The organism is uncultured Gemmiger sp., from assembly GCF_934561205.1.
Lineage (GTDB): Bacteria > Bacillota > Clostridia > Oscillospirales > Ruminococcaceae > Gemmiger.
Map to the genome: position 1 here is coordinate 102,415 of NZ_CAKTFU010000003.1, position 17,081 is coordinate 119,495.

At 58.5% G+C, this 17,081-nt stretch carries 16 protein-coding genes; 12 read left to right on the forward strand and 4 right to left on the reverse strand.

Annotation, left to right across the window (positions count from 1 at the left end; all coding sequences use genetic code 11):
* Window positions 1–15: 15 nt before the first annotated feature.
* The 7 genes from Q0I19_RS02870 to Q0I19_RS02900 all read left to right on the forward strand — a co-directional run bounded on the left by Q0I19_RS02870 (window position 16) and on the right by Q0I19_RS02900 (window position 8,182).
* Window positions 16–1,263, forward strand: a complete 1,248-nt coding sequence (locus Q0I19_RS02870; RefSeq protein WP_294758070.1) for a response regulator — start codon at window positions 16–18, stop codon at window positions 1,261–1,263.
* Window positions 1,263–2,978: a sensor histidine kinase gene (locus Q0I19_RS02875; RefSeq protein WP_294758069.1), complete on the forward strand. Its 1,716-nt coding sequence runs from the start codon at window positions 1,263–1,265 to the stop codon at window positions 2,976–2,978. Before Q0I19_RS02870 ends, Q0I19_RS02875 begins: the two co-directional genes overlap by 1 nt.
* The gene (locus Q0I19_RS02880; RefSeq protein ID WP_294758067.1) at window positions 2,962–3,930 is read left to right on the forward strand and encodes a substrate-binding domain-containing protein; all 969 of its coding nucleotides are present in this window, start codon (window positions 2,962–2,964) and stop codon (window positions 3,928–3,930) included. Before Q0I19_RS02875 ends, Q0I19_RS02880 begins: the two co-directional genes overlap by 17 nt.
* A gap of 327 nt (window positions 3,931–4,257) precedes the next feature.
* On the forward strand, window positions 4,258–5,331 hold the full coding sequence (locus Q0I19_RS02885) for a galactose ABC transporter substrate-binding protein (protein ID WP_294758065.1): 1,074 nt from the start codon (window positions 4,258–4,260) through the stop codon (window positions 5,329–5,331).
* A gap of 114 nt (window positions 5,332–5,445) precedes the next feature.
* Window positions 5,446–6,954, forward strand: a complete 1,509-nt coding sequence (locus tag Q0I19_RS02890) for a sugar ABC transporter ATP-binding protein (protein ID WP_294758063.1) — start codon at window positions 5,446–5,448, stop codon at window positions 6,952–6,954.
* Between the two features lie 14 nt (window positions 6,955–6,968).
* Complete coding sequence (locus Q0I19_RS02895; RefSeq protein WP_294758061.1) at window positions 6,969–7,952, forward strand: beta-methylgalactoside transporter; 984 nt, start codon at window positions 6,969–6,971, stop codon at window positions 7,950–7,952.
* Window positions 7,953–7,954: 2 nt separating this feature from the next.
* Window positions 7,955–8,182 carry a hypothetical protein gene (locus Q0I19_RS02900; RefSeq protein WP_294758059.1) on the forward strand — a complete coding sequence of 76 codons (228 nt, stop codon included), beginning with the start codon at window positions 7,955–7,957 and terminating at the stop codon, window positions 8,180–8,182.
* Window positions 8,183–8,240: 58 nt separating this feature from the next.
* Here Q0I19_RS02900 and Q0I19_RS02905 read toward each other — a convergent pair whose 3' ends face one another.
* From Q0I19_RS02905 to Q0I19_RS02915, 3 genes are read right to left on the reverse strand one after another with little or no spacing between them, the layout of a single operon-like run.
* The gene (locus Q0I19_RS02905) at window positions 8,241–8,819 is read right to left on the reverse strand and encodes a flavin reductase family protein (protein WP_294758057.1); all 579 of its coding nucleotides are present in this window, start codon (window positions 8,817–8,819) and stop codon (window positions 8,241–8,243) included.
* Entirely contained in the window at window positions 8,816–9,799 is a 984-nt protein-coding gene (locus Q0I19_RS02910) for a glycosyltransferase family 2 protein (protein ID WP_294758056.1), read from the reverse strand. The genes Q0I19_RS02905 and Q0I19_RS02910 overlap by 4 nt, the downstream gene beginning before the upstream one ends.
* A gap of 19 nt (window positions 9,800–9,818) precedes the next feature.
* Window positions 9,819–10,514, reverse strand: a complete 696-nt coding sequence (locus Q0I19_RS02915; RefSeq protein ID WP_294758054.1) for a Crp/Fnr family transcriptional regulator — start codon at window positions 10,512–10,514, stop codon at window positions 9,819–9,821.
* Between the two features lie 103 nt (window positions 10,515–10,617).
* On the opposite strand from Q0I19_RS02915, the gene Q0I19_RS02920 reads away from it, so the two are divergent.
* The 3 genes from Q0I19_RS02920 to Q0I19_RS02930 are packed head-to-tail and all read left to right on the forward strand — an operon-like array spanning window position 10,618 to window position 13,002.
* Complete coding sequence (locus Q0I19_RS02920; protein WP_294758052.1) at window positions 10,618–11,685, forward strand: MqnA/MqnD/SBP family protein; 1,068 nt, start codon at window positions 10,618–10,620, stop codon at window positions 11,683–11,685.
* Complete coding sequence (locus Q0I19_RS02925; RefSeq protein ID WP_294758051.1) at window positions 11,675–12,442, forward strand: ABC transporter permease subunit; 768 nt, start codon at window positions 11,675–11,677, stop codon at window positions 12,440–12,442. The genes Q0I19_RS02920 and Q0I19_RS02925 overlap by 11 nt, the downstream gene beginning before the upstream one ends.
* Window positions 12,439–13,002 carry an ATP-binding cassette domain-containing protein gene (locus Q0I19_RS02930; protein ID WP_294758050.1) on the forward strand — a complete coding sequence of 188 codons (564 nt, stop codon included), beginning with the start codon at window positions 12,439–12,441 and terminating at the stop codon, window positions 13,000–13,002. The genes Q0I19_RS02925 and Q0I19_RS02930 overlap by 4 nt, the downstream gene beginning before the upstream one ends.
* 42 nt (window positions 13,003–13,044) lie before the next feature.
* Here the strand turns inward: Q0I19_RS02930 and Q0I19_RS02935 are convergent, their stop codons facing one another.
* Entirely contained in the window at window positions 13,045–13,818 is a 774-nt protein-coding gene (locus Q0I19_RS02935) for a type III pantothenate kinase (RefSeq protein WP_294758048.1), read from the reverse strand.
* Between the two features lie 113 nt (window positions 13,819–13,931).
* Between Q0I19_RS02935 and coaBC the strand changes: the two genes are divergently transcribed.
* Together coaBC and asnB are read left to right on the forward strand one after the other, a co-directional pair.
* The gene (coaBC, locus tag Q0I19_RS02940; protein ID WP_294758047.1) at window positions 13,932–15,125 is read left to right on the forward strand and encodes a bifunctional phosphopantothenoylcysteine decarboxylase/phosphopantothenate--cysteine ligase CoaBC; all 1,194 of its coding nucleotides are present in this window, start codon (window positions 13,932–13,934) and stop codon (window positions 15,123–15,125) included.
* Between the two features lie 56 nt (window positions 15,126–15,181).
* On the forward strand, window positions 15,182–17,029 hold the full coding sequence (gene asnB, locus Q0I19_RS02945; RefSeq protein ID WP_294758046.1) for an asparagine synthase (glutamine-hydrolyzing): 1,848 nt from the start codon (window positions 15,182–15,184) through the stop codon (window positions 17,027–17,029).
* Window positions 17,030–17,081 lie beyond the last annotated feature (52 nt).

Here is a 17,081-nt window from a genome sequence, read left to right on the forward strand (position 1 = left end):
GAAAAGAGGAAATTTATGGCAGATAAAAACATTTATACGGTGCTTGTTGCCGACGACGAGGACGAGCTGCGCGAGGCTGTCTGCACCATGATCCCGTGGGAAGCACTGGGCTTCCACCTGGTGGGCAGTGCCAGCAACGGGCTGGATGCGCTGGAACTGGTCGAACGGCTGGAACCTGACCTGCTGCTGACCGATATCCGTATGCCCTTTATCTCCGGCATTGAGCTGGCACGGCAGGTGCGTGAAATTCGCCCCGCGATGCATATTGCCTTTTTGAGCGGTTATGATGATTTTGAGTACGCAAAACAGGCGATCCAGTACAACATCATCAGCTATATGCTCAAGCCCCTGACGATGGACGGCCTTGCGGCAGAGCTGAAGGCCATCCACGAGCGCATCGACACCCGCTATGCGGGGCTGCGCCGTGCCGACAGCCGCAACGCAGACCGTGCGGCCTTTGTCATTCCGCTGGTTTTGCAGCGCTACGAAAACGCCCCCGACGATTTGGAGGAACGTCTGCGCCGTGCCGCCTGTGACTGCGGGCTGCTGCGCGGCCTGGATGACCGCAGCACTCTGGTGGTGCTGGCGGCCTCGCTGGCGGGCGACTCGGACTACACGGGCGGCTTTACCCAGCTTGTGGAGCAAAGCTCCAATAAATACCTGCGGCATTTCGTTTTCAACTGTTCGGGGCGCATTGTCGCGGTGCTGCTGGGCAACCATTCGGACTTTGAGGAATACCTGCACATTCTTGCGGACGAGATCTGCCAGCTGGCAGAGCGTGCCCTGGGCCGCACGGCCAGTGTCGGCATCAGCCGCGAGTACACCGACTTTGCCGAGCTGCACGATGCCTACAAGCAGGCAATAGACGCGCTGCATACCGCCGCCGAGGACGAAAGCGGCGTGCGTTTCAGCAGCGATACCCGCAAAAACGGCAGCCTGTGCGAACGCGCGCTGGAAATCATCAACCAGCATTACATGGACGAGGATCTTTCCCTGGCATCCCTCAGCGCCATGCTGGACGTCAGCCCCAACCACCTCAGCGCCTGCATCAAAAAGTCGGAGGGGGAGACCTTCATCAACATTCTGGTGCGCCGCCGCATGGAGACCGCGCAGGAGCTGCTGCTGACCACCGACCTGCAAATTCAGGAGATCGCCCGCCGCTGCGGCTACATAGATCAGCATTATTTCAGCTACTGCTTCAAGAAATACAGCGGCACCTCGCCCGTGGCCATGCGCCGCGCCCGCAATGAGGGGCACACCTGATGCGCCCGCCGCGCACAGCGCAGTTGGTTGCTGCGCTGATTTCGGCATTGTCGCTGCTGGTGCTGACCCTGTGCACCGTTCTGTTCCTGCGCAGCTACCGCAGCAGTATTATTGAGGCAGCGCGCACTAACAGCGCCCAGGCGGTCAGCCAGGTGGTGGGCAGCGTCGGCGGCTATGTCGATTCACTGGAGGAGGCCGTCGACATCGTGACCTCCCACTTGGACGAGGAAGAAGCCGACCGTGACGCCTTTTTGGCTGCCTTCCTGACAGCCCGCCCCGAAATTGCCGCCATAACCGTCTATGACGAAAACGGCGAACTGCTGAACTGCTGGGCACAGGACGGCCGCACCCCGCGCGAGGATATCGTGCGCAATCTTTCGTTTGATTTGAAAACTGCCAAGCGGCTGGGGCAGGGCTATATCAGCCCCCCGCATGTCGAGTCTATCTTTACCGGGTACTACCCGTGGGTCGTTTCGGTCGTGCGCCGCATACCGGACGGCGGGCAGCGGTGCTGGGTGTCCATTGATGTCAGCTTTAAGGAGCTGGCGGGCACCATCAATGCGGTCGGTATCGGCCGCCACGGTTACTGCTACCTGATGGACGAGCGCGGCAACATGGTCTACCACCCGCAGCAGCAGCTATTGTACGCCGGGCTGAAAAAAGAGGAGGCCGGGCGTCTGGCCTGCATCGGGGACGGCACTTATGTTGAGGACACCGTCATTTACAGCGTCAAGCGCGTGCCGGGCAGCCCCTGGCGCGTCGTCGGCGTCAGCTATGTCGATGAAACCGTAAACGACAGCTTCTGGCAGATGTTCCGCATCGCTGTGGCTACGGCCGCCCTGATTTTTTTCATGGCGCTGGCGGCAGGGCTTGTGCTCTCCCGTTATTTGAGCCGCCCGCTGCAGGAGCTGGAAAGCGCCATGGAACAGTTTGAGCGTGACGCCGACCACTTTGCCTATCTGCCGGTGCGCGGTACGCGTGAGGTACAGAATCTGTCGGACTCCTTTGCCCATATGGTGCAGCGCATACAAAAGCTGATGACCACCGTGCGCGAGGAGGAGGTCGTTCTGCGCAAGACAGAGCTGAAAGCCCTGCAGGCGCAGATCAACCCGCATTTTCTGTACAACACGCTGGATTCCATTGCGTGGATGTGCGAGCGCGGCAAAAATGCCGACGCCGTCGAGATGGTCCATGCGTTGGCGCAGCTGTTCCGCATCAGCATCAGCCGCGGCCATGAGCTGATCCCCATTGAAAAGGAGCTGCAGCACGCCGAGGCGTATCTGCGCATCCAGAAGTTCCGCTACAAAAACCGGTTTACCTACCACTTTACCGTGGACGAAAGCTGTCTGCACTGCCTTTGCAACAAGATCACCCTGCAGCCCATCATTGAAAATTCCATCGTGCATGGGCTGGATCTGATGGTCGACGCCGGACACATTGAGATCACCGTCAAGCCGGACGGCGAGGACATTCTGCTGATCGTCGAGGACGACGGCATCGGCATGGAACCGGAGCAGGTCAGCGCCCTGCTGCAGAACGAGCCGAGTGACCGCACAGGCATCGGCGTCAAAAACGTCAATGACCGCTTGCGCATCTATTTCGGTGCAGAGTACGGATTATCCATCCGCAGCGCACCCTATGAGGGGACGACCGTGACGATACGCATGCCCCGTGTGCCGGAGGATAGGGAGGCCGAATATGATAAAACACGTTAAACGGCTGCTGCCGGCGATGCTGGCATTGCTGCTGGCCGGCTGTGCCGCGATTCCGCAGGATACACCCACGAGCCGATACAAGGTCGCGCTGATTGCAAAGTCCACGGGGCTGGAGTTCTGGAACGCCGTCTTTACGGGGGCACAGGCGGCCGCCACCGAATATAATATCGAACTTACCGTCACCGCGCCCGACGATGAGGAGGACTTTGAAGGGCAGAACGCCCTGATCGAGAATGCCGTGGAGGAGGGCGCCAAGGCCATCATCTTCTCTGCCATTGACTACGAAGCCAACGCCGCCGCCATTGATGCCGCTGCGCAGGCGGGTGTTCTCATCATCAATATTGACTCGCAGGTCAATTCCGACCATGTGTCGGCCTACATCGGCGTTGACAACTACGGCGCGGGGCGTATGGCTGCCCAAAGTGCGCTGGACGGGGTATCGGGGCAGCTGCGCGTCGGTCTGGTCAACTACGAGGTCAACGGTGCCAACGGCCGCGACCGCGCCGCCGGTGCCTGCGACGCCTTTCAGGAAAGCGGACGCGCCGAGGTCATTGCCACGGTACAGACGCATCCCAATTCCGAGGATGCCCGCCGGGACGTGCTGGAAATGCTGCGGGACCACCCCGAAATCAATGTGCTGGTGGCTCTCAATGAGCCGATCGGCGTCGGCACAGCCCGTGCCGTGCACCAGATGCAGCGCGCAGACGATTTGTGGCTGGTCGCCTTTGACTCCAACGGCGAAACAGTGGACGCTTTGCAAAACGGCGCCGTGGATGCCCTGATCGTGCAGAACAGTTACTCCATGGGGTACTTCGGTGTGCAAAGTGCCTATAAAATGCTGGCAGGGCAGGGAAGCAGCGTTGAAACCAACAACGTTACCGCCGCTGCCGTTGTCACCCGCGACAACATGTTCGCCATGGATAACCAGCGCGAACTGTTTTTGTTTGAGTAAGCAGGCCGCCGCCCGATTTTGCAAAATTCTTTCAATTATCACCGCCTTTTTCACGGAGGCGGTGTTTTTTTACCCTTATTTTTGATAGATTTCTTACAAAATTGCATCAATTATAACCGTTTTGTCATTTTTGATGGTCAACCTGCACAAAGAACCAAACGCATAGTTGGGCAATCTGTTCGACAAGGTGTTTTTTCCCCCTTTTTATCGGTGAAATTTCACCTTGTTTTTTCACCCCTTCCCGTGTATTATAATAACTGTCATCAGGGCCGCAACCTCTACAAGCGGTCCGCAAAAAAACCACTGCAAAAAGAAGGAGAAACAATTATGAAGAAATTGGCTTCTATCGTACTGGCCGGCTGCATGGTCGTATCCCTCGCCGCTTGCGGCGGCGCTGCTTCCTCCAGCGCTCCCGCTTCCTCTTCTGAGGCTGTTTCCGCAGCTGAGAGCGCAGCCGAGAGCGCAGCTGAGAGCGCAGCTGAGAGCGTTACCGAGGCCGCTCAGGGCGGCAAGGTCGGCGTCTGCATCTACAAGTTCGACGATGCTTTCATGACCACCTACCGTAATGCTCTGCAGGAAATCCTGGAAGGCAAGGGCTACGAAGTCACCATCGTGGACGGCAACAACGACCAGGCCAAGCAGAACGAGCAGATCAACACCTTCATCACCCAGGGTGTCGACGCTCTGATCATCAACCCCGTTATGACCTCCGCCGCTGACCAGATCATCTCCACCGTTAAGGATGCCGATGTTCCCACCGTTCTGATCAACCGTGAGCCCACCGCTGACCAGATGTCCGCTTACAACAAGCTGGTCTACGTTGGCTGCGATGCTGCTCAGTCCGGCAAATTCCAGGGCGAGCTGATCCTCGACACTGAGAACAAGGGCGACATCAACGGCGACGGCAAGGTTTCCTACATCATGATCCAGGGCGACCCCGAGAACATCGATGCTCAGCTGCGTACCGAGTACTCCGTCAAGGCTCTGAAGGATGCCGGCGTTGAAGTCGAGCAGCTCGACCTGCAGCGCGGTGACTGGGACCGTAACAAGGGCCAGGAGATCGCTCAGAACGACCTCGCCAAGTTCGGTGATCAGATCGAAGTCGTCTTCTGCAACAACGACGATATGGCTATCGGCGCTCTGCAGGCTATTCAGGCTGCCAACCGTACCGTCAACAAGGACATCTACCTCGTTGGTGTTGACGCTCTGGACGCTGCTCTGAACGAAGTTGCCAACGGCAACATGACCGGCACTGTTCTGAACGATGCTAAGGGCCAGGCTACGCAGGCTGTTGCTTCCATGGAGGAGCTGCTGGGCGGCAAGACCTTCGAGGCCGGCAGCCAGAGCGTGTACGTTGACTATGTCAAGGTCACTCCCGACAATGTTAAGGACTTCCAGTAATCCGTAATTACGCTGCGTAACGCAAGCTGATTCTGGGTGCGTGTGCATGTGCGCACGCACCCACTTTTTTCGCAAAAAGGTTACAAAAAGATTAAGCAGAAGGGGGCCAGCGAATTGTCAGAGTACCGCTTGGAGATGTGTGATGTCGTCAAGACGTTCCCCGGCGTCAAGGCACTGAATCACGCACAGCTGAAATTGAAACCCGGCACCGTCCATGCACTGATGGGCGAGAACGGCGCGGGCAAGTCCACCTTGATGAAGTGTATGTTCGGTATCTACCACATGGACGAAGGCAAGGTTATTTATGAGGGGCAGGAGGTTCAGATCAAGGGACCTCTGGATGCACTGAATCGCGGCATTGCGATGGTGCACCAGGAATTGCAGCCCATCCCGGAGCGTTCCATCGGCGAGAATATCTACGTCGGGCGCTACCCAACCAAGAAATACGGACCCGTCACCGTCATCGACCACGACAAAATGTACGCCGATGCGGCCAAGGTCCTGAAGGAAGTCCATCTGAATTATGATCCGCACGCAAAGCTCGGAACCTTGAGCGTTTCCCAGATGCAGCTGGTGGAGATCGCCAAGGCGGTCTCCGCAGACTGCAAGGTGCTGATCCTCGACGAGCCGACCTCCTCGCTGACGGCAGCTGAGGTCGAGGCACTGTTCACCATCGTGAACGAGCTGCGCGCCAAGGGCGTTTCCATCGTCTACATCAGCCATAAAATGGACGAAATTCTTCGCATCAGCGACGAAGTCACCATCATGCGCGACGGCCAGTACATCGGCACCTGGGAGGCCAAGGAACTGACCACCGATATGATCATCACCAAGATGGTCGGCCGTGAGCTGTCGAACCTCTACCCGCCGCGCTCGAATACGCCCGGTGAGGTCGTGTTTGAGGTCAAGGACTTCACGTCCATCAACCCCAAGAGCTTCCGTCACGTCAACTTCAACGTCCGCAAGGGCGAGATCCTCGGCGTTGCGGGTCTGGTCGGTGCTCAGCGCACTGAGCTGATGGAGGGCCTGTTCGGTCTGCGCTGCCACACGTCGGGCACCATCACCTATAAGGGCAAGGAACTGACCATCAACCAGCCGCAGGACGCCATCAAAAACGGCATCGCCATGCTGACCGAGGACCGCCGCGCCACCGGTATTCTGGGTGTGCTTTCCATTGCGGATAACGTCTCCATTGCATCGCTGAACAAGTATCTGATCGGCGGCATCATGCTGGACGACAACAAGATTGAGCAGCTGGTGCAGGATAATGTCGCCAAGCTGTCCATCAAGACGCCATCCTCCAAAACGCAGATTCAATCGCTGTCCGGCGGTAACCAGCAGAAGGTGCTGATCGCCCGCTGGCTGGCCAACGACCCCGATGTTTTCATCATGGACGAGCCGACCCGCGGCATCGACGTCGGTGCAAAGTATGAAATTTACTGCATCATCGCCGAGATGGCCAAACAGGGCAAGAGCATCATCATGATCTCCTCCGAAATGAGCGAGCTGATCGGTATGTCGGACCGTATTATGGTCATGTGCGATGGCCGCTGCACCGGCTTTATCGACGGTGATAAGGCGAACCAGGAGAACATCATGACGCTGGCTACCCAGTTTGAATAAGGAGGAATCCGAAAATGGAGAAAAAATTCGACTTTAAAAAATTCCTGTCCAATAACGCGATCATTATTCTGATCGTTTTGCTGGCCCTCTTCGTCGGCTGCACGACCCAGAACTTCTTTACTGAGAAAAACGGCAAAAACCTGCTGCTGAACGTCGCCCCGCGTTTCATCATCGCCTGCGGCGTTTCCGGCTGCCTGATCACCAAGGGCACTGACCTGTCCGCCGGCCGCCAGGTCGGCCTGGCCGCCTGCTTCTCCGCCATGCTGCTGCAGAGCGTTGACTACGCTGCCCGCATGCTGCCCTGGCTGCCCAATATTCCGTGGCCCGTGGCCCTGCTGATCGTCATGGCGATTATGGCCTGCTTCGGTGCCATCAACGGCTGCATTATCGCATTCCTGAAGGTTCCTCCTTTCATCGCTACGCTGGGCATGCAGACCATCGTCTACGGCCTGTGCTCCGTCATCACCAACAACCAGCCCATGGGCGGCTACAAGCAGAGCTACCTGACCGTTGCCAGCGGCACGCTGGGCCCCATCCCGTTCCTGGCTATTTTCGCACTGATCATCGGCATCTTCTTCTGGTTCCTGTACAATAAGACCCGTCACGGCAAGTACATGTACGCCATCGGCGGCAACGAGAACGCCGCTCAGGTTGCCGGTGTCAACGTCACCGCGTCCCTGATCCGCATCTACATCCTGGCCTCCTGCATGTACGCTCTCGGTGGCTTCCTCGTCGGCGCAAAGGCCGGCGGCGCCTCCACCAACACCGGCAACGGCTATGAGCTGGAAGCTATCGCAGCCTGCACCATCGGCGGCGTTTCCACCAACGGCGGCGTCGGCAAGGTCTCCGGCGTTCTGGTCGGTGTTCTGGTCTTTGAAGTCCTGAAGATCTGCCTGCAGTTCCTCGGCGTCGACCCCGCCTACACCTACATTGCACAGGGTCTTGTCATCGTCATCGCCGTTGCTCTTGACCTGCGCAAGTACCTGGCTAAGAAGTAATTATGGAAGAACAAGAGAAACAACTCACCCCTGAAACGCCGGAGACGGCCGAAACCCCCGAAACGGAGTCTGCGCGTCCCGACCGCAGCCAGCTGAATGCCTTTGAAAATTTCTACGAAAATTTCCGCAAGGTGCCGCTGAAATACATCGACATATTTATCGGTGTCTGCATTACGGCGCTGGTCATAGTGGTTCTTATCGGGATTCTGAAAAGTAAGGGATTCTTCTAAAAAAGCAAATCGCCCGCAGAAGGTAAAACTTCTGCGGGCGATTCTTGTTTACGAAAATTTATTTTTTTACGGGCTTTTTCTTTTTGCGAACGCTGTAACCAAAGCTGCCCAGCTTGCGTCCCAGTGCCAGATAATCGCCGTGGGAATAGACGATCAGCTTGGCCTTGTTCAGGCACAGCTTGCCTTTTTCGTCCAGCAATGCCTCGTCCACATCCACGGCCACACACTCGGCCAGAAACAGGTCGTGGCTGCCTAAATGGATGACCTGCGTCACCTTACACTCCAGGTTGACGGGGCTTTCCGCCAGCAGCACGGTGCCGACCTTGGCGGCGGGGGCGGGGGTCAGGTGCATGGCGGCAAATTTGTCTATGTCGCGTCCGCTTTTGACGCCGCACCAGTCAATGGCGCGCACCAGATTTTCGGTAGGCAGGTTTACAACAAATTCACCGCTTTCGGCAATCAGATGATGGCTGTACCGTTCGGGCCGAACGCTGATGGACAGCATCGGCGGCTGGGTGCAGATGGTGCCGCACCAGCCCACCGTGATAAGATTCGGCTTGTCGGGCGAACCGCAGCTTACCAGCACCGGCGGTTCGGGATTTAACAGGGTGGAACCTTTCCAGACCTGACGGCTCATTGTGCATCCTCCTTGATTTCACCAAAGTTGGGGGTCGTTTCGCTGATAATATAGCGCGGGCGGTGCTTGGACTCCATGTAAATTTTGCCGATATACTCACCGATAACGCCCAGGCAAATCAGCTGTACCCCGCTTACAAAGCAGATGATGCTGGTCATGGACGCCCAGCCCGAAACGGTCGCGCCGATAATGGCCTCCACAACAGCCCAAATCACGCCGATAAAGCTGACCAGCGCCACAAAAACGCCAAAGCCCGTGATAAAACGAATGGGCTTGATGGACAGGCTCGTGATGCCGTCAAACGCCAGCGACAGCATCTTGGACAGGGGATAGTGGCTTTCGCCGGCGATGCGCTCGTGGCGCTCGTAGGTAACACTGGTGGATTTGAAGCCGACCAGCGGCACCATGCCGCGCAGGAACAGGTTGACCTCCTTAAACTTGGCAAACTCCTCCAGTACGCGGCTGCTCAGCAAGCGATAGTCGGCGTGGTTAAAAACAACCTCGGCGCCCATGGCATTCAGCAGCTTGTAGAAACTTTCGGCGGTAAAACGCTTAAAAAAGGTGTCGGTGTCGCGTTTACTGCGCACGCCGTACACTACATCGCAGCCGTCGCGATAGGCGTCTACCATGCCGTCCATGGCGTTGATGTCGTCCTGACCGTCGCAGTCGATGGAGATGGTAATGTCGCAGCGGCTCTTGGCCTCCATCAGACCGGCCAGCACGGCGTTTTGGTGGCCGCGGTTGCGGCTTTGGCAGATGCCGACATAGTGCTCATCGGCGGCAGCCAGCCCGTTGATGATTTCCCAGGTGCGGTCTTTGGAACCGTCGTTCACAAACAGGACGCGGCTGTCGGGGCTGATTTTCCCGACTGCGGCAAGATCGTTTATCTTCTGCAAAAACAGTGGCGCGGTGATGGGCAAAACCTCCTGCTCGTTGTAGCAGGGGATAACAATATACAAAATCGGTTGGGTGCGATTCATGGCGATACTCCTGTCCGTATTACATTTTTTGTGTTTCGGCAAGCCGACGCAGATCTTTAACGGTGAGGCGGTTTTTTTGCACGGCAATCAGCCCGTCCTGCTGCATACGGCTCAGCTCCCGGCTCAAGGCGCTGCGGTCGCAGTTGAGGTAGGCGGCCAGCTCGGCGCGGGTCAGCGGCGTGGTAAAGCTGTCGGAACCGGCAGCCCTGCACTGCCCGACCAGCCACAGCGCAATGCGCTGCCGCAGGCTCTTGCAGCAAAGCAGCTCCAGACGGTCATCTAAAGCAAAATATTTTCGTGTCACCGTAGAAAGCCAGTTCTGCAGCAAACGCAGATGCAGCTCCGGCAGGCTGCTGCCGGGCTGCAGGATCGCTGCGGCGGGCAGATACAGTACGGTGGTAGCCTCGGCAGTGCGCACGTTGACAGGGCTTTGATTCTGCCCGCCCGCCAGCACGTCGGCAAAAACGTCGCCGGGGCCAAGGCGTGACATCACGATGTCGGTGCCGTCGGGCAGGGGCTTTTCGGCAAAAATGCTGCCCTGCACGATCACGCCGACCTCGGCGGTCGAATAACCTGCCATCAGCAGAATTTCTCCCTTGTCATAGCGGCGCAGACGGGGGCAAAACTCCTGCAGCAGCGCGTCCAGTTCCTCGGACGTAAAGCCGTGCAGCAAATCGGTGCGCTGCAGCAGCGGATAGTAGGGGGTGTAGTCCATAGGTTTTCTTTCTTCCGTTGCCAATGCAACAGACATTTTTCTATCATTATAGTATAGTAAGGCAGCAAATGCAACCGAATAGAAAGATTTGGGGGAGAATTTTATGAAACTGAAAAAAATCCTGGCTGCCGTCACGGCGGCGGCTCTGGCATTGTCGCTGGCTGCCTGCGGCGGTTCCGCAAGCAGTGTAAGCAGTGAACCCGCACCGTCCGTCGTCTCGTCCTCGGCCGAGGAAACCGCCGCCCCTACTGAGAGCGAGCCGCTGCGCGTGGCCGGGCTGAAAGGCCCCACCACCATGGGACTTGTCAATTTGCTGGGGCTTTCGACCGATTCCAAGGCAGACGAAAACGGCCTGAAGCCCAGCCAGGACGGCAGTGTGCTGTACAACATGTACGGCGCGGCGGACGAGCTGGTGCCGCTGCTCGTCAAGGGCGACCTGGACGCCGCCTGTGTACCCGCCAACCTTGCCGCCACCCTGTACAACAAAACGCAGGGCGCGGTGCAGGTTGCCTGCATCAATACGCTGGGCGTTCTGTATGTGGTGGAAAAGGGTGACACCGTGCAGAGCATGGCAGACCTCAAGGGCAAGACCCTTGTCACCACCGGCAAGGGCACTACGCCGGAGTATGTTCTGCGCTATCTGCTGAGCCAGAACGGCATCGACCCCGACAAGGATATCACCATTGAATACACCGCCGAGGCCACCGAGGCGCTGGCCAAGGTACAGGCAGGGGAGGTCAGCATCGCCATGCTGCCCCAGCCCTTTGTGACGGCGGCCATGGCACAGACCGAGGGTCTGCGCGTGGCGCTGGATATGAACGCCGAATGGCAGACTGTGGCTGGTTCGCCGTTGGTAACAGGCGTTTTGCTGGTGCGCAAGGACGCTGTTGAGGCTGACCCTGCCCGTTTTGCCGATTTTATGGAAAAGTACAAGCTCAGCACCGAGCAGGCCAACACCGACCCCGAAGGCACCGCCGCCCTGTGCGAGGCGTTCGGCGTGGTGGCCAAGGCGGCACTGGCGCAAAAGGCGCTGCCGCAGTGCAACATCGTGTTTGAAACGGGCGACACCATGAAAACCGACCTGACTGCCTACTACCAGATTCTGTTTGACGCTGACCCGACCGCTGTCGGCGGCGCATTGCCCGGCGACGACTTCTACTATGCAGGCTAAGTTCCCGCTTTGGCAGCGCCTTGCCGCGCTGGCGGCCTGGGTACTTTTGTGGCAGCTGGCCGCCTCTGCCTTGGGACACGGCGGGCTGTTTTTGGCTACGCCGTGGCAGACCGTGCAGGCACTGGCGGCACTTTTGCCCACAACGGCGTTTTGGCGCAGTATTGCTTTTAGTACGCTGCGCATCCTGCTGGGCTTTGCGCTGGCTGTGCTGGGCGGGCTGGTACTGGGGGCGGCGGGGGCGCGATGGCGCGCGGTTCGGCTGATGATCGACCCCGCCATGCAGTTGATCCGCGCCATGCCCGTGGCCAGCTTTGTGATTTTGGCGCTTTTATGGGTGCGCAGTGCCAATTTAAGCGTTGTCGTCAGCTTTACCCATGTGCTGCCTGTGATCTATGCAGGTGTGCTGGGCGGCATTGCCGACACCGATCCCCGCCTGTTGGAGATGGCCAAAGTCTACCGACTGCCGTTGACTGCGCGCCTGCGGTATATCTGGCTGCCGGGGATCTTTCCGAGCTTTTGCCAAAGCTGCATTGCCGCCATGGGCATGTGCTGGAAAAGCGGTGTCTCGGCGGAGGTCATCGGCCTGCCCGACCACAGTGTGGGCGATGCCTTGTATCGCGCCAAAATCACCCTTTCGACACCCGATGTCTTTGCCTGGACGCTGGTCATCGTGCTGCTGTCGGCGGCGCTGTCGGGACTTGCCGCCAGGGGGCTGACTGCGCTGAAAACAAAACTTTGCGGGGAGGCTGCCGCATGAGCATTGTGATAAAACACCTCTCCAAACGCTTCGGCACCGAGACGGTTCTGAAGGATTTTTGCTGGCGGGTGGAGGGACCGACGGTCCTGATGGGAGCAAGCGGCGTCGGAAAAACAACGCTGCTGCGCATTTTACTGGGGCTGGAAACGGCGGACAGCGGCAGTGTCAGCGGCGTTGTGCGCCCTGCGGCGGTCTTTCAGGAAAATCGGCTGTGCCCGCAGCTGAACGCCGTGGACAATCTGGTTTTGACAGGGCACGGCCTTGGCAGCGAAACGGCGGAACAAGAGCTTTTGGCGCTGGGCTTTGCCCCGGCGGAGCTGAAGCTGCCGGCAGCGAGACTTTCCGGCGGGCAAAAACGCCGCGTGGCGCTGCTGCGCGCGCTGCTTTGCCAAGATGCCGAAACGCTGCTGCTGGACGAACCGTTTACCGGTATGGACGCCGAGTTGGTACGGCAGGCCGTGCAGACCACCGTGTGCCTTGCCGGGCAGCGCCCAACGATTTTGGTTACCCATGACCTTGCCGCCGCACAGATGCTCGGCTGGCCGATACGAGAGTTCTAAGAAAAAACAGGAGTGACCCTGCAAAAGGCCACTCCTGTTTTGTTATTGATTTTTCTCCCACAGCAACGCCAACCCCTTAAACAGCAAATCGGCATCGTACTGCACGGGAAATCTGCAGCAGGGGGTAATGTGGGGCGCCAGCCCGCCCGTGGCAATGACCGTCAGCGGTTTGCCCAGTTCCGCCTGTACGCGCTCGGCCAGGCCGTCCAGCATGGCGGCCGTGCCGAACATGGCGCCGTTGTTCAGCGCCTCCACCGTGTTGCGGCCAATCAATACATCAGGCGGTTCGGGGGCAATGGGCGGCAGCTGCGCCGTTCCCTTGCTGATGGCGCGCAGGCTGGTCTGTACGCCCGGCACAATAAACCCGCCCAGAAACTCGGCGTTTTCCGAGATGACGTTGTAGGTGGTCGCCGTGCCCAGATCCACGGTCATGCAGGGCAGGGGATAGTACGCCGCGGCGGCTGCGGCATCGGCAATGCGGTCACGCCCCACGCGGGAAGGCTCGTCCACCTTAAAGGTCATGCCGCAGTCCAGTTCGCAGCTCACGATCATTGCAGCGCGGCCGGTAAGGCGCTCACACGCCGCTGCCAACACGCTTGTCAGACCGGGCACAACGCTGCAGACGATCACGCCCTCGCACCCGCGGGGGTCGACCTGCAGCCGCGCCAGCAAAAAGCGCAGCTCGGCGGCGTATTCGTCGGAGGTGCAGCGGGGGCGGGTGACCATGCGCACGGTGAACAGAATGTCCCGATGCCCTGTGCCGGCAAGCCCGCCGATGCAGATGTTGGAGTTGCCTATATCTACTGCTAAAACCATGGATTCGGCCTCGTTTCTGAAAAGCTGAACCCATTATAGCAAATCCCGCGCAAAATGTAAATTGACGCCGTGCAGAAAATGGCTTATACTGATAGCATAAGGATGTGATTGCTGTGAATTTACAAGGAAAAACCGTTGTCCTTGGTATTACCGGCGGCATTGCTGCCTATAAAATGCCCAATGTGGCGCACGCGCTGGTCAAGCTGGGTGCGGATGTCCATGTGCTGATGACCAAAAACGCCACCGAATTCATCACCCCCCTGGTGTTTGAAACACTGACCAACCGCCGCTGCATTGTGGATACCTTTGACCGCAATTTTCAATACGATGTAGCGCATATCTCGCTGGCAAATGCCGCCGATCTAATGCTTATCGCCCCCGCCACCGCCAATGTCATTGCCAAGATGGCGCACGGCCAGGCGGACGATATGCTGACCACCGTCACGCTGGCGGCGCACTGCCCCAAGCTGGTGGCACCTGCCATGAACACCCATATGCTGGAAAACCCTATCACGCAGGATAACCTCAAAACCCTTGCCCATTACGGCTTTACGGTCATTCCTTCCGGTTCGGGTATGCTGGCGTGCGGCGATGTGGGTTCGGGGCGCCTGCCTGAGGAGGGCGTTCTGGTAGATTATGTGCTGCGCGAGCTTGCCTGCCAAAAGGATATGCGCGGCAAAAAGGTCGTGGTTTCTGCCGGGGCCACCCAGGAAGCCATGGACCCTGTGCGGTATATCACCAACCATTCCACCGGCAAGATGGGCTACGCCGTGGCGCGCGCCTGTATGCTGCGCGGCGCCGATGTTACGCTGCTTGCCTCTACGGGCTGCCATCTGCCCGCCGTTCCCTTTGTGAAAACGGTGCCTTTTACCACCGCCGCAGACCTGTTTGAGGCCGTAAAAGAAAACGCCATGGACGCCGACGCGCTGGTCATGGCGGCTGCCGTGGCGGATTACCGCCCCGCCGTGGTTGCTGCCGACAAGATGAAAAAGAAGGACGGCGAGCTTTTCGTTGCACTGGAACGCACACAGGATATTCTGGCCTGGGTGGGTGAGCACAAGCCCGAAAAGCTGTTTGTCTGCGGGTTCTCGATGGAAACGAAGGATCTTTTGCAAAATTCCACCGCCAAGCTGCAAAAAAAGAAGATGGATATGATCGTGGCGAATAACGTAAAAGTGGCAGGCGCCGGCTTTGGCGTGGACACCAACGTTGTAACGCTCATTACAAAAGACACCGTCGAGGAACTGCCCCTGCAAAGCAAGGATGATGTGGCCATGCGCATTGTCGACAAAATCGTTCAGTCTTAAAAATTTCCCCCTTTGCATACCATCGTAACAGATGAGTCTGCAAAGGGGGCTTTTTTATGTGTGGCATAGCGGGGCAGGTGGGGCGCAGCGCCCGCACCGTGCAGGAAAACTACGGTGCATTTGACGCAATGCAAAAAACGCTGGCACGGCGCGGGCCTGACCAACGGGGCATCTACTGCAAGGGGCGGGCAGCGCTGCTGCACACGCGGCTGTGCGTCATTGACCCCGAAAACGGCACCCAGCCCATGCAGCTGCAATGGCAGGGCGAAACCTATGTGATCGTATATAACGGCGAACTGTACAATACGCCCGAACTGCGCGCTGCCCTGCAAAGCTGCGGGCATACCTTTGCCGGACATTCGGACACTGAGGTGCTGCTGCACGCCTATGCGCAGTGGGGCAGTGCCTGTGTAGAACGCTGCAACGGCATTTTTGCCTTTGCTGTGTGGTCGGAGCAGCAGGGGATACTGTTTTTGGCACGCGACCGCTGCGGCGTCAAGCCGCTGTTTTACACCCAAAAGCAGGACGGCGTTATCTTTGGCAGTGAGCTGAAAACCCTGCTCGCACACCCGGCGGTAGAGCTGAAAATCGACTCTGACGGTCTGGCGCAGATCATGCTGCTTGGCCCCGGTCGAGTGCCCGGCAGCGGCGTATTTTGCGGTGTGCGGGAGCTTTTGCCCGGCCAATGCGCCGAGTTTGACACCAACACCGGCCACCTGAGCCTGCGCCGCTACTGGTATCTGACCGACCACGAGCATCCCGATGATTTTGCCGCCACCGTGCGCCGTCTGCGTGAGCTTTTGCTGGATGCCATCCACCGCCAGCTGGTGGCCGATGTGCAGGTGGGGGCACTGGTTTCGGGCGGGCTGGATTCCAGCATATTGGCGTCGGTGGCAGATGCCGCCTTTGTCGAGGCGGGCAAGACCCTGCACACGTTTTCGGTGGGGTACAAGGACAATAAGCGATATTTCCATGCAACCAAGTTCCAGCCGGGGGCAGACGCGCCCTTTATCCGCACAATGAACGAAAACCTGCATGCAACGCATCATTGGGTCACTCTGGACACGCCGCAGCTGGTACAGGCACTATACAGGGCTGTGGACGCGCGCGACCTGCCCGGCATGGCGGACGTCGATAGCTCGCTTTTGGAGTTTTGCCGCTGCATCAAGCCGCACGCCACGGTGGTGCTTTCGGGGGAGTGCGCGGACGAGATCTTCGGCGGTTACCCGTGGTACCGCGACCCGACCGTGCGGGAAAAATACGGCTTTCCCTGGGCGCAGTCCACGGCGTACCGCGCGTCCTTTCTGCGCCCCGATGTGTTGGGCGGCATAGACCCCGCCGCCTTTGTGGATGCACACTATCAGCGCGCTCTGGCCGAAACCTCGGCTCTGGCGGGGCTTTCGCCCCTAGAGCGCCGTATGCGCCAGATGACAAACCTGAACTTTTACTGGTTTATGCAGACCCTGCTGGAACGCAAGGATCGCATGAGCATGTACAGCGGCTTGGAGGTGCGCGTGCCCTTCTGCGATTACCGCATTGCCGAGTACATGTACGCGGTTCCGTGGGAGTTTAAGGATTACGCGGGGCAGGAAAAGGGACTTCTGCGCCAGGCTGTGCGCGGTCTGTTGCCGGAGACCGTGCGCACGCGCCGCAAAAGCCCCTACCCGAAAACATGGAACCCTGCCTATATGCAGGCTGTCTGCGCCGAATTGCGGCGGGTCATTGCCGACCCTGCCGCACCTGTTCTGAAAATTGTGCGGCGCGAGGCTTTGCAGCGCCTGATTTCCTCCGGCAGCGATAACCCCGTGCCGTGGTACGGGCAGCTTATGACAACGCCGCAGACCGTTGCCTGGTTTTTGCAGCTGAACTACTGGCTGAAAACCTACCATGTGGAATTGATATGACCCCTATGGGCAGACCCGTCGGTCTGCCCTTTGTTTTTTGTTCAAGTCTTTT

Coding starts and splice junctions, on each gene's coding strand:
- Q0I19_RS02900 (WP_294758059.1), top strand. CDS start 7,955: ATGGAAGAACAAGAGAAACAACTCACCCCTGAAACGCCGGAGACGGCC.
- Q0I19_RS02895 (WP_294758061.1), top strand. CDS start 6,969: ATGGAGAAAAAATTCGACTTTAAAAAATTCCTGTCCAATAACGCGATC.
- Q0I19_RS02905 (WP_294758057.1), bottom strand. CDS start 8,819: ATGAGCCGTCAGGTCTGGAAAGGTTCCACCCTGTTAAATCCCGAACCG.
- asnB (WP_294758046.1), top strand. CDS start 15,182: ATGTGTGGCATAGCGGGGCAGGTGGGGCGCAGCGCCCGCACCGTGCAG.
- Q0I19_RS02870 (WP_294758070.1), top strand. CDS start 16: ATGGCAGATAAAAACATTTATACGGTGCTTGTTGCCGACGACGAGGAC.
- Q0I19_RS02925 (WP_294758051.1), top strand. CDS start 11,675: ATGCAGGCTAAGTTCCCGCTTTGGCAGCGCCTTGCCGCGCTGGCGGCC.
- Q0I19_RS02880 (WP_294758067.1), top strand. CDS start 2,962: ATGATAAAACACGTTAAACGGCTGCTGCCGGCGATGCTGGCATTGCTG.
- Q0I19_RS02935 (WP_294758048.1), bottom strand. CDS start 13,818: ATGGTTTTAGCAGTAGATATAGGCAACTCCAACATCTGCATCGGCGGG.
- Q0I19_RS02930 (WP_294758050.1), top strand. CDS start 12,439: ATGAGCATTGTGATAAAACACCTCTCCAAACGCTTCGGCACCGAGACG.
- Q0I19_RS02915 (WP_294758054.1), bottom strand. CDS start 10,514: ATGGACTACACCCCCTACTATCCGCTGCTGCAGCGCACCGATTTGCTG.
- Q0I19_RS02910 (WP_294758056.1), bottom strand. CDS start 9,799: ATGAATCGCACCCAACCGATTTTGTATATTGTTATCCCCTGCTACAAC.
- Q0I19_RS02920 (WP_294758052.1), top strand. CDS start 10,618: ATGAAACTGAAAAAAATCCTGGCTGCCGTCACGGCGGCGGCTCTGGCA.
- Q0I19_RS02875 (WP_294758069.1), top strand. CDS start 1,263: ATGCGCCCGCCGCGCACAGCGCAGTTGGTTGCTGCGCTGATTTCGGCA.
- Q0I19_RS02885 (WP_294758065.1), top strand. CDS start 4,258: ATGAAGAAATTGGCTTCTATCGTACTGGCCGGCTGCATGGTCGTATCC.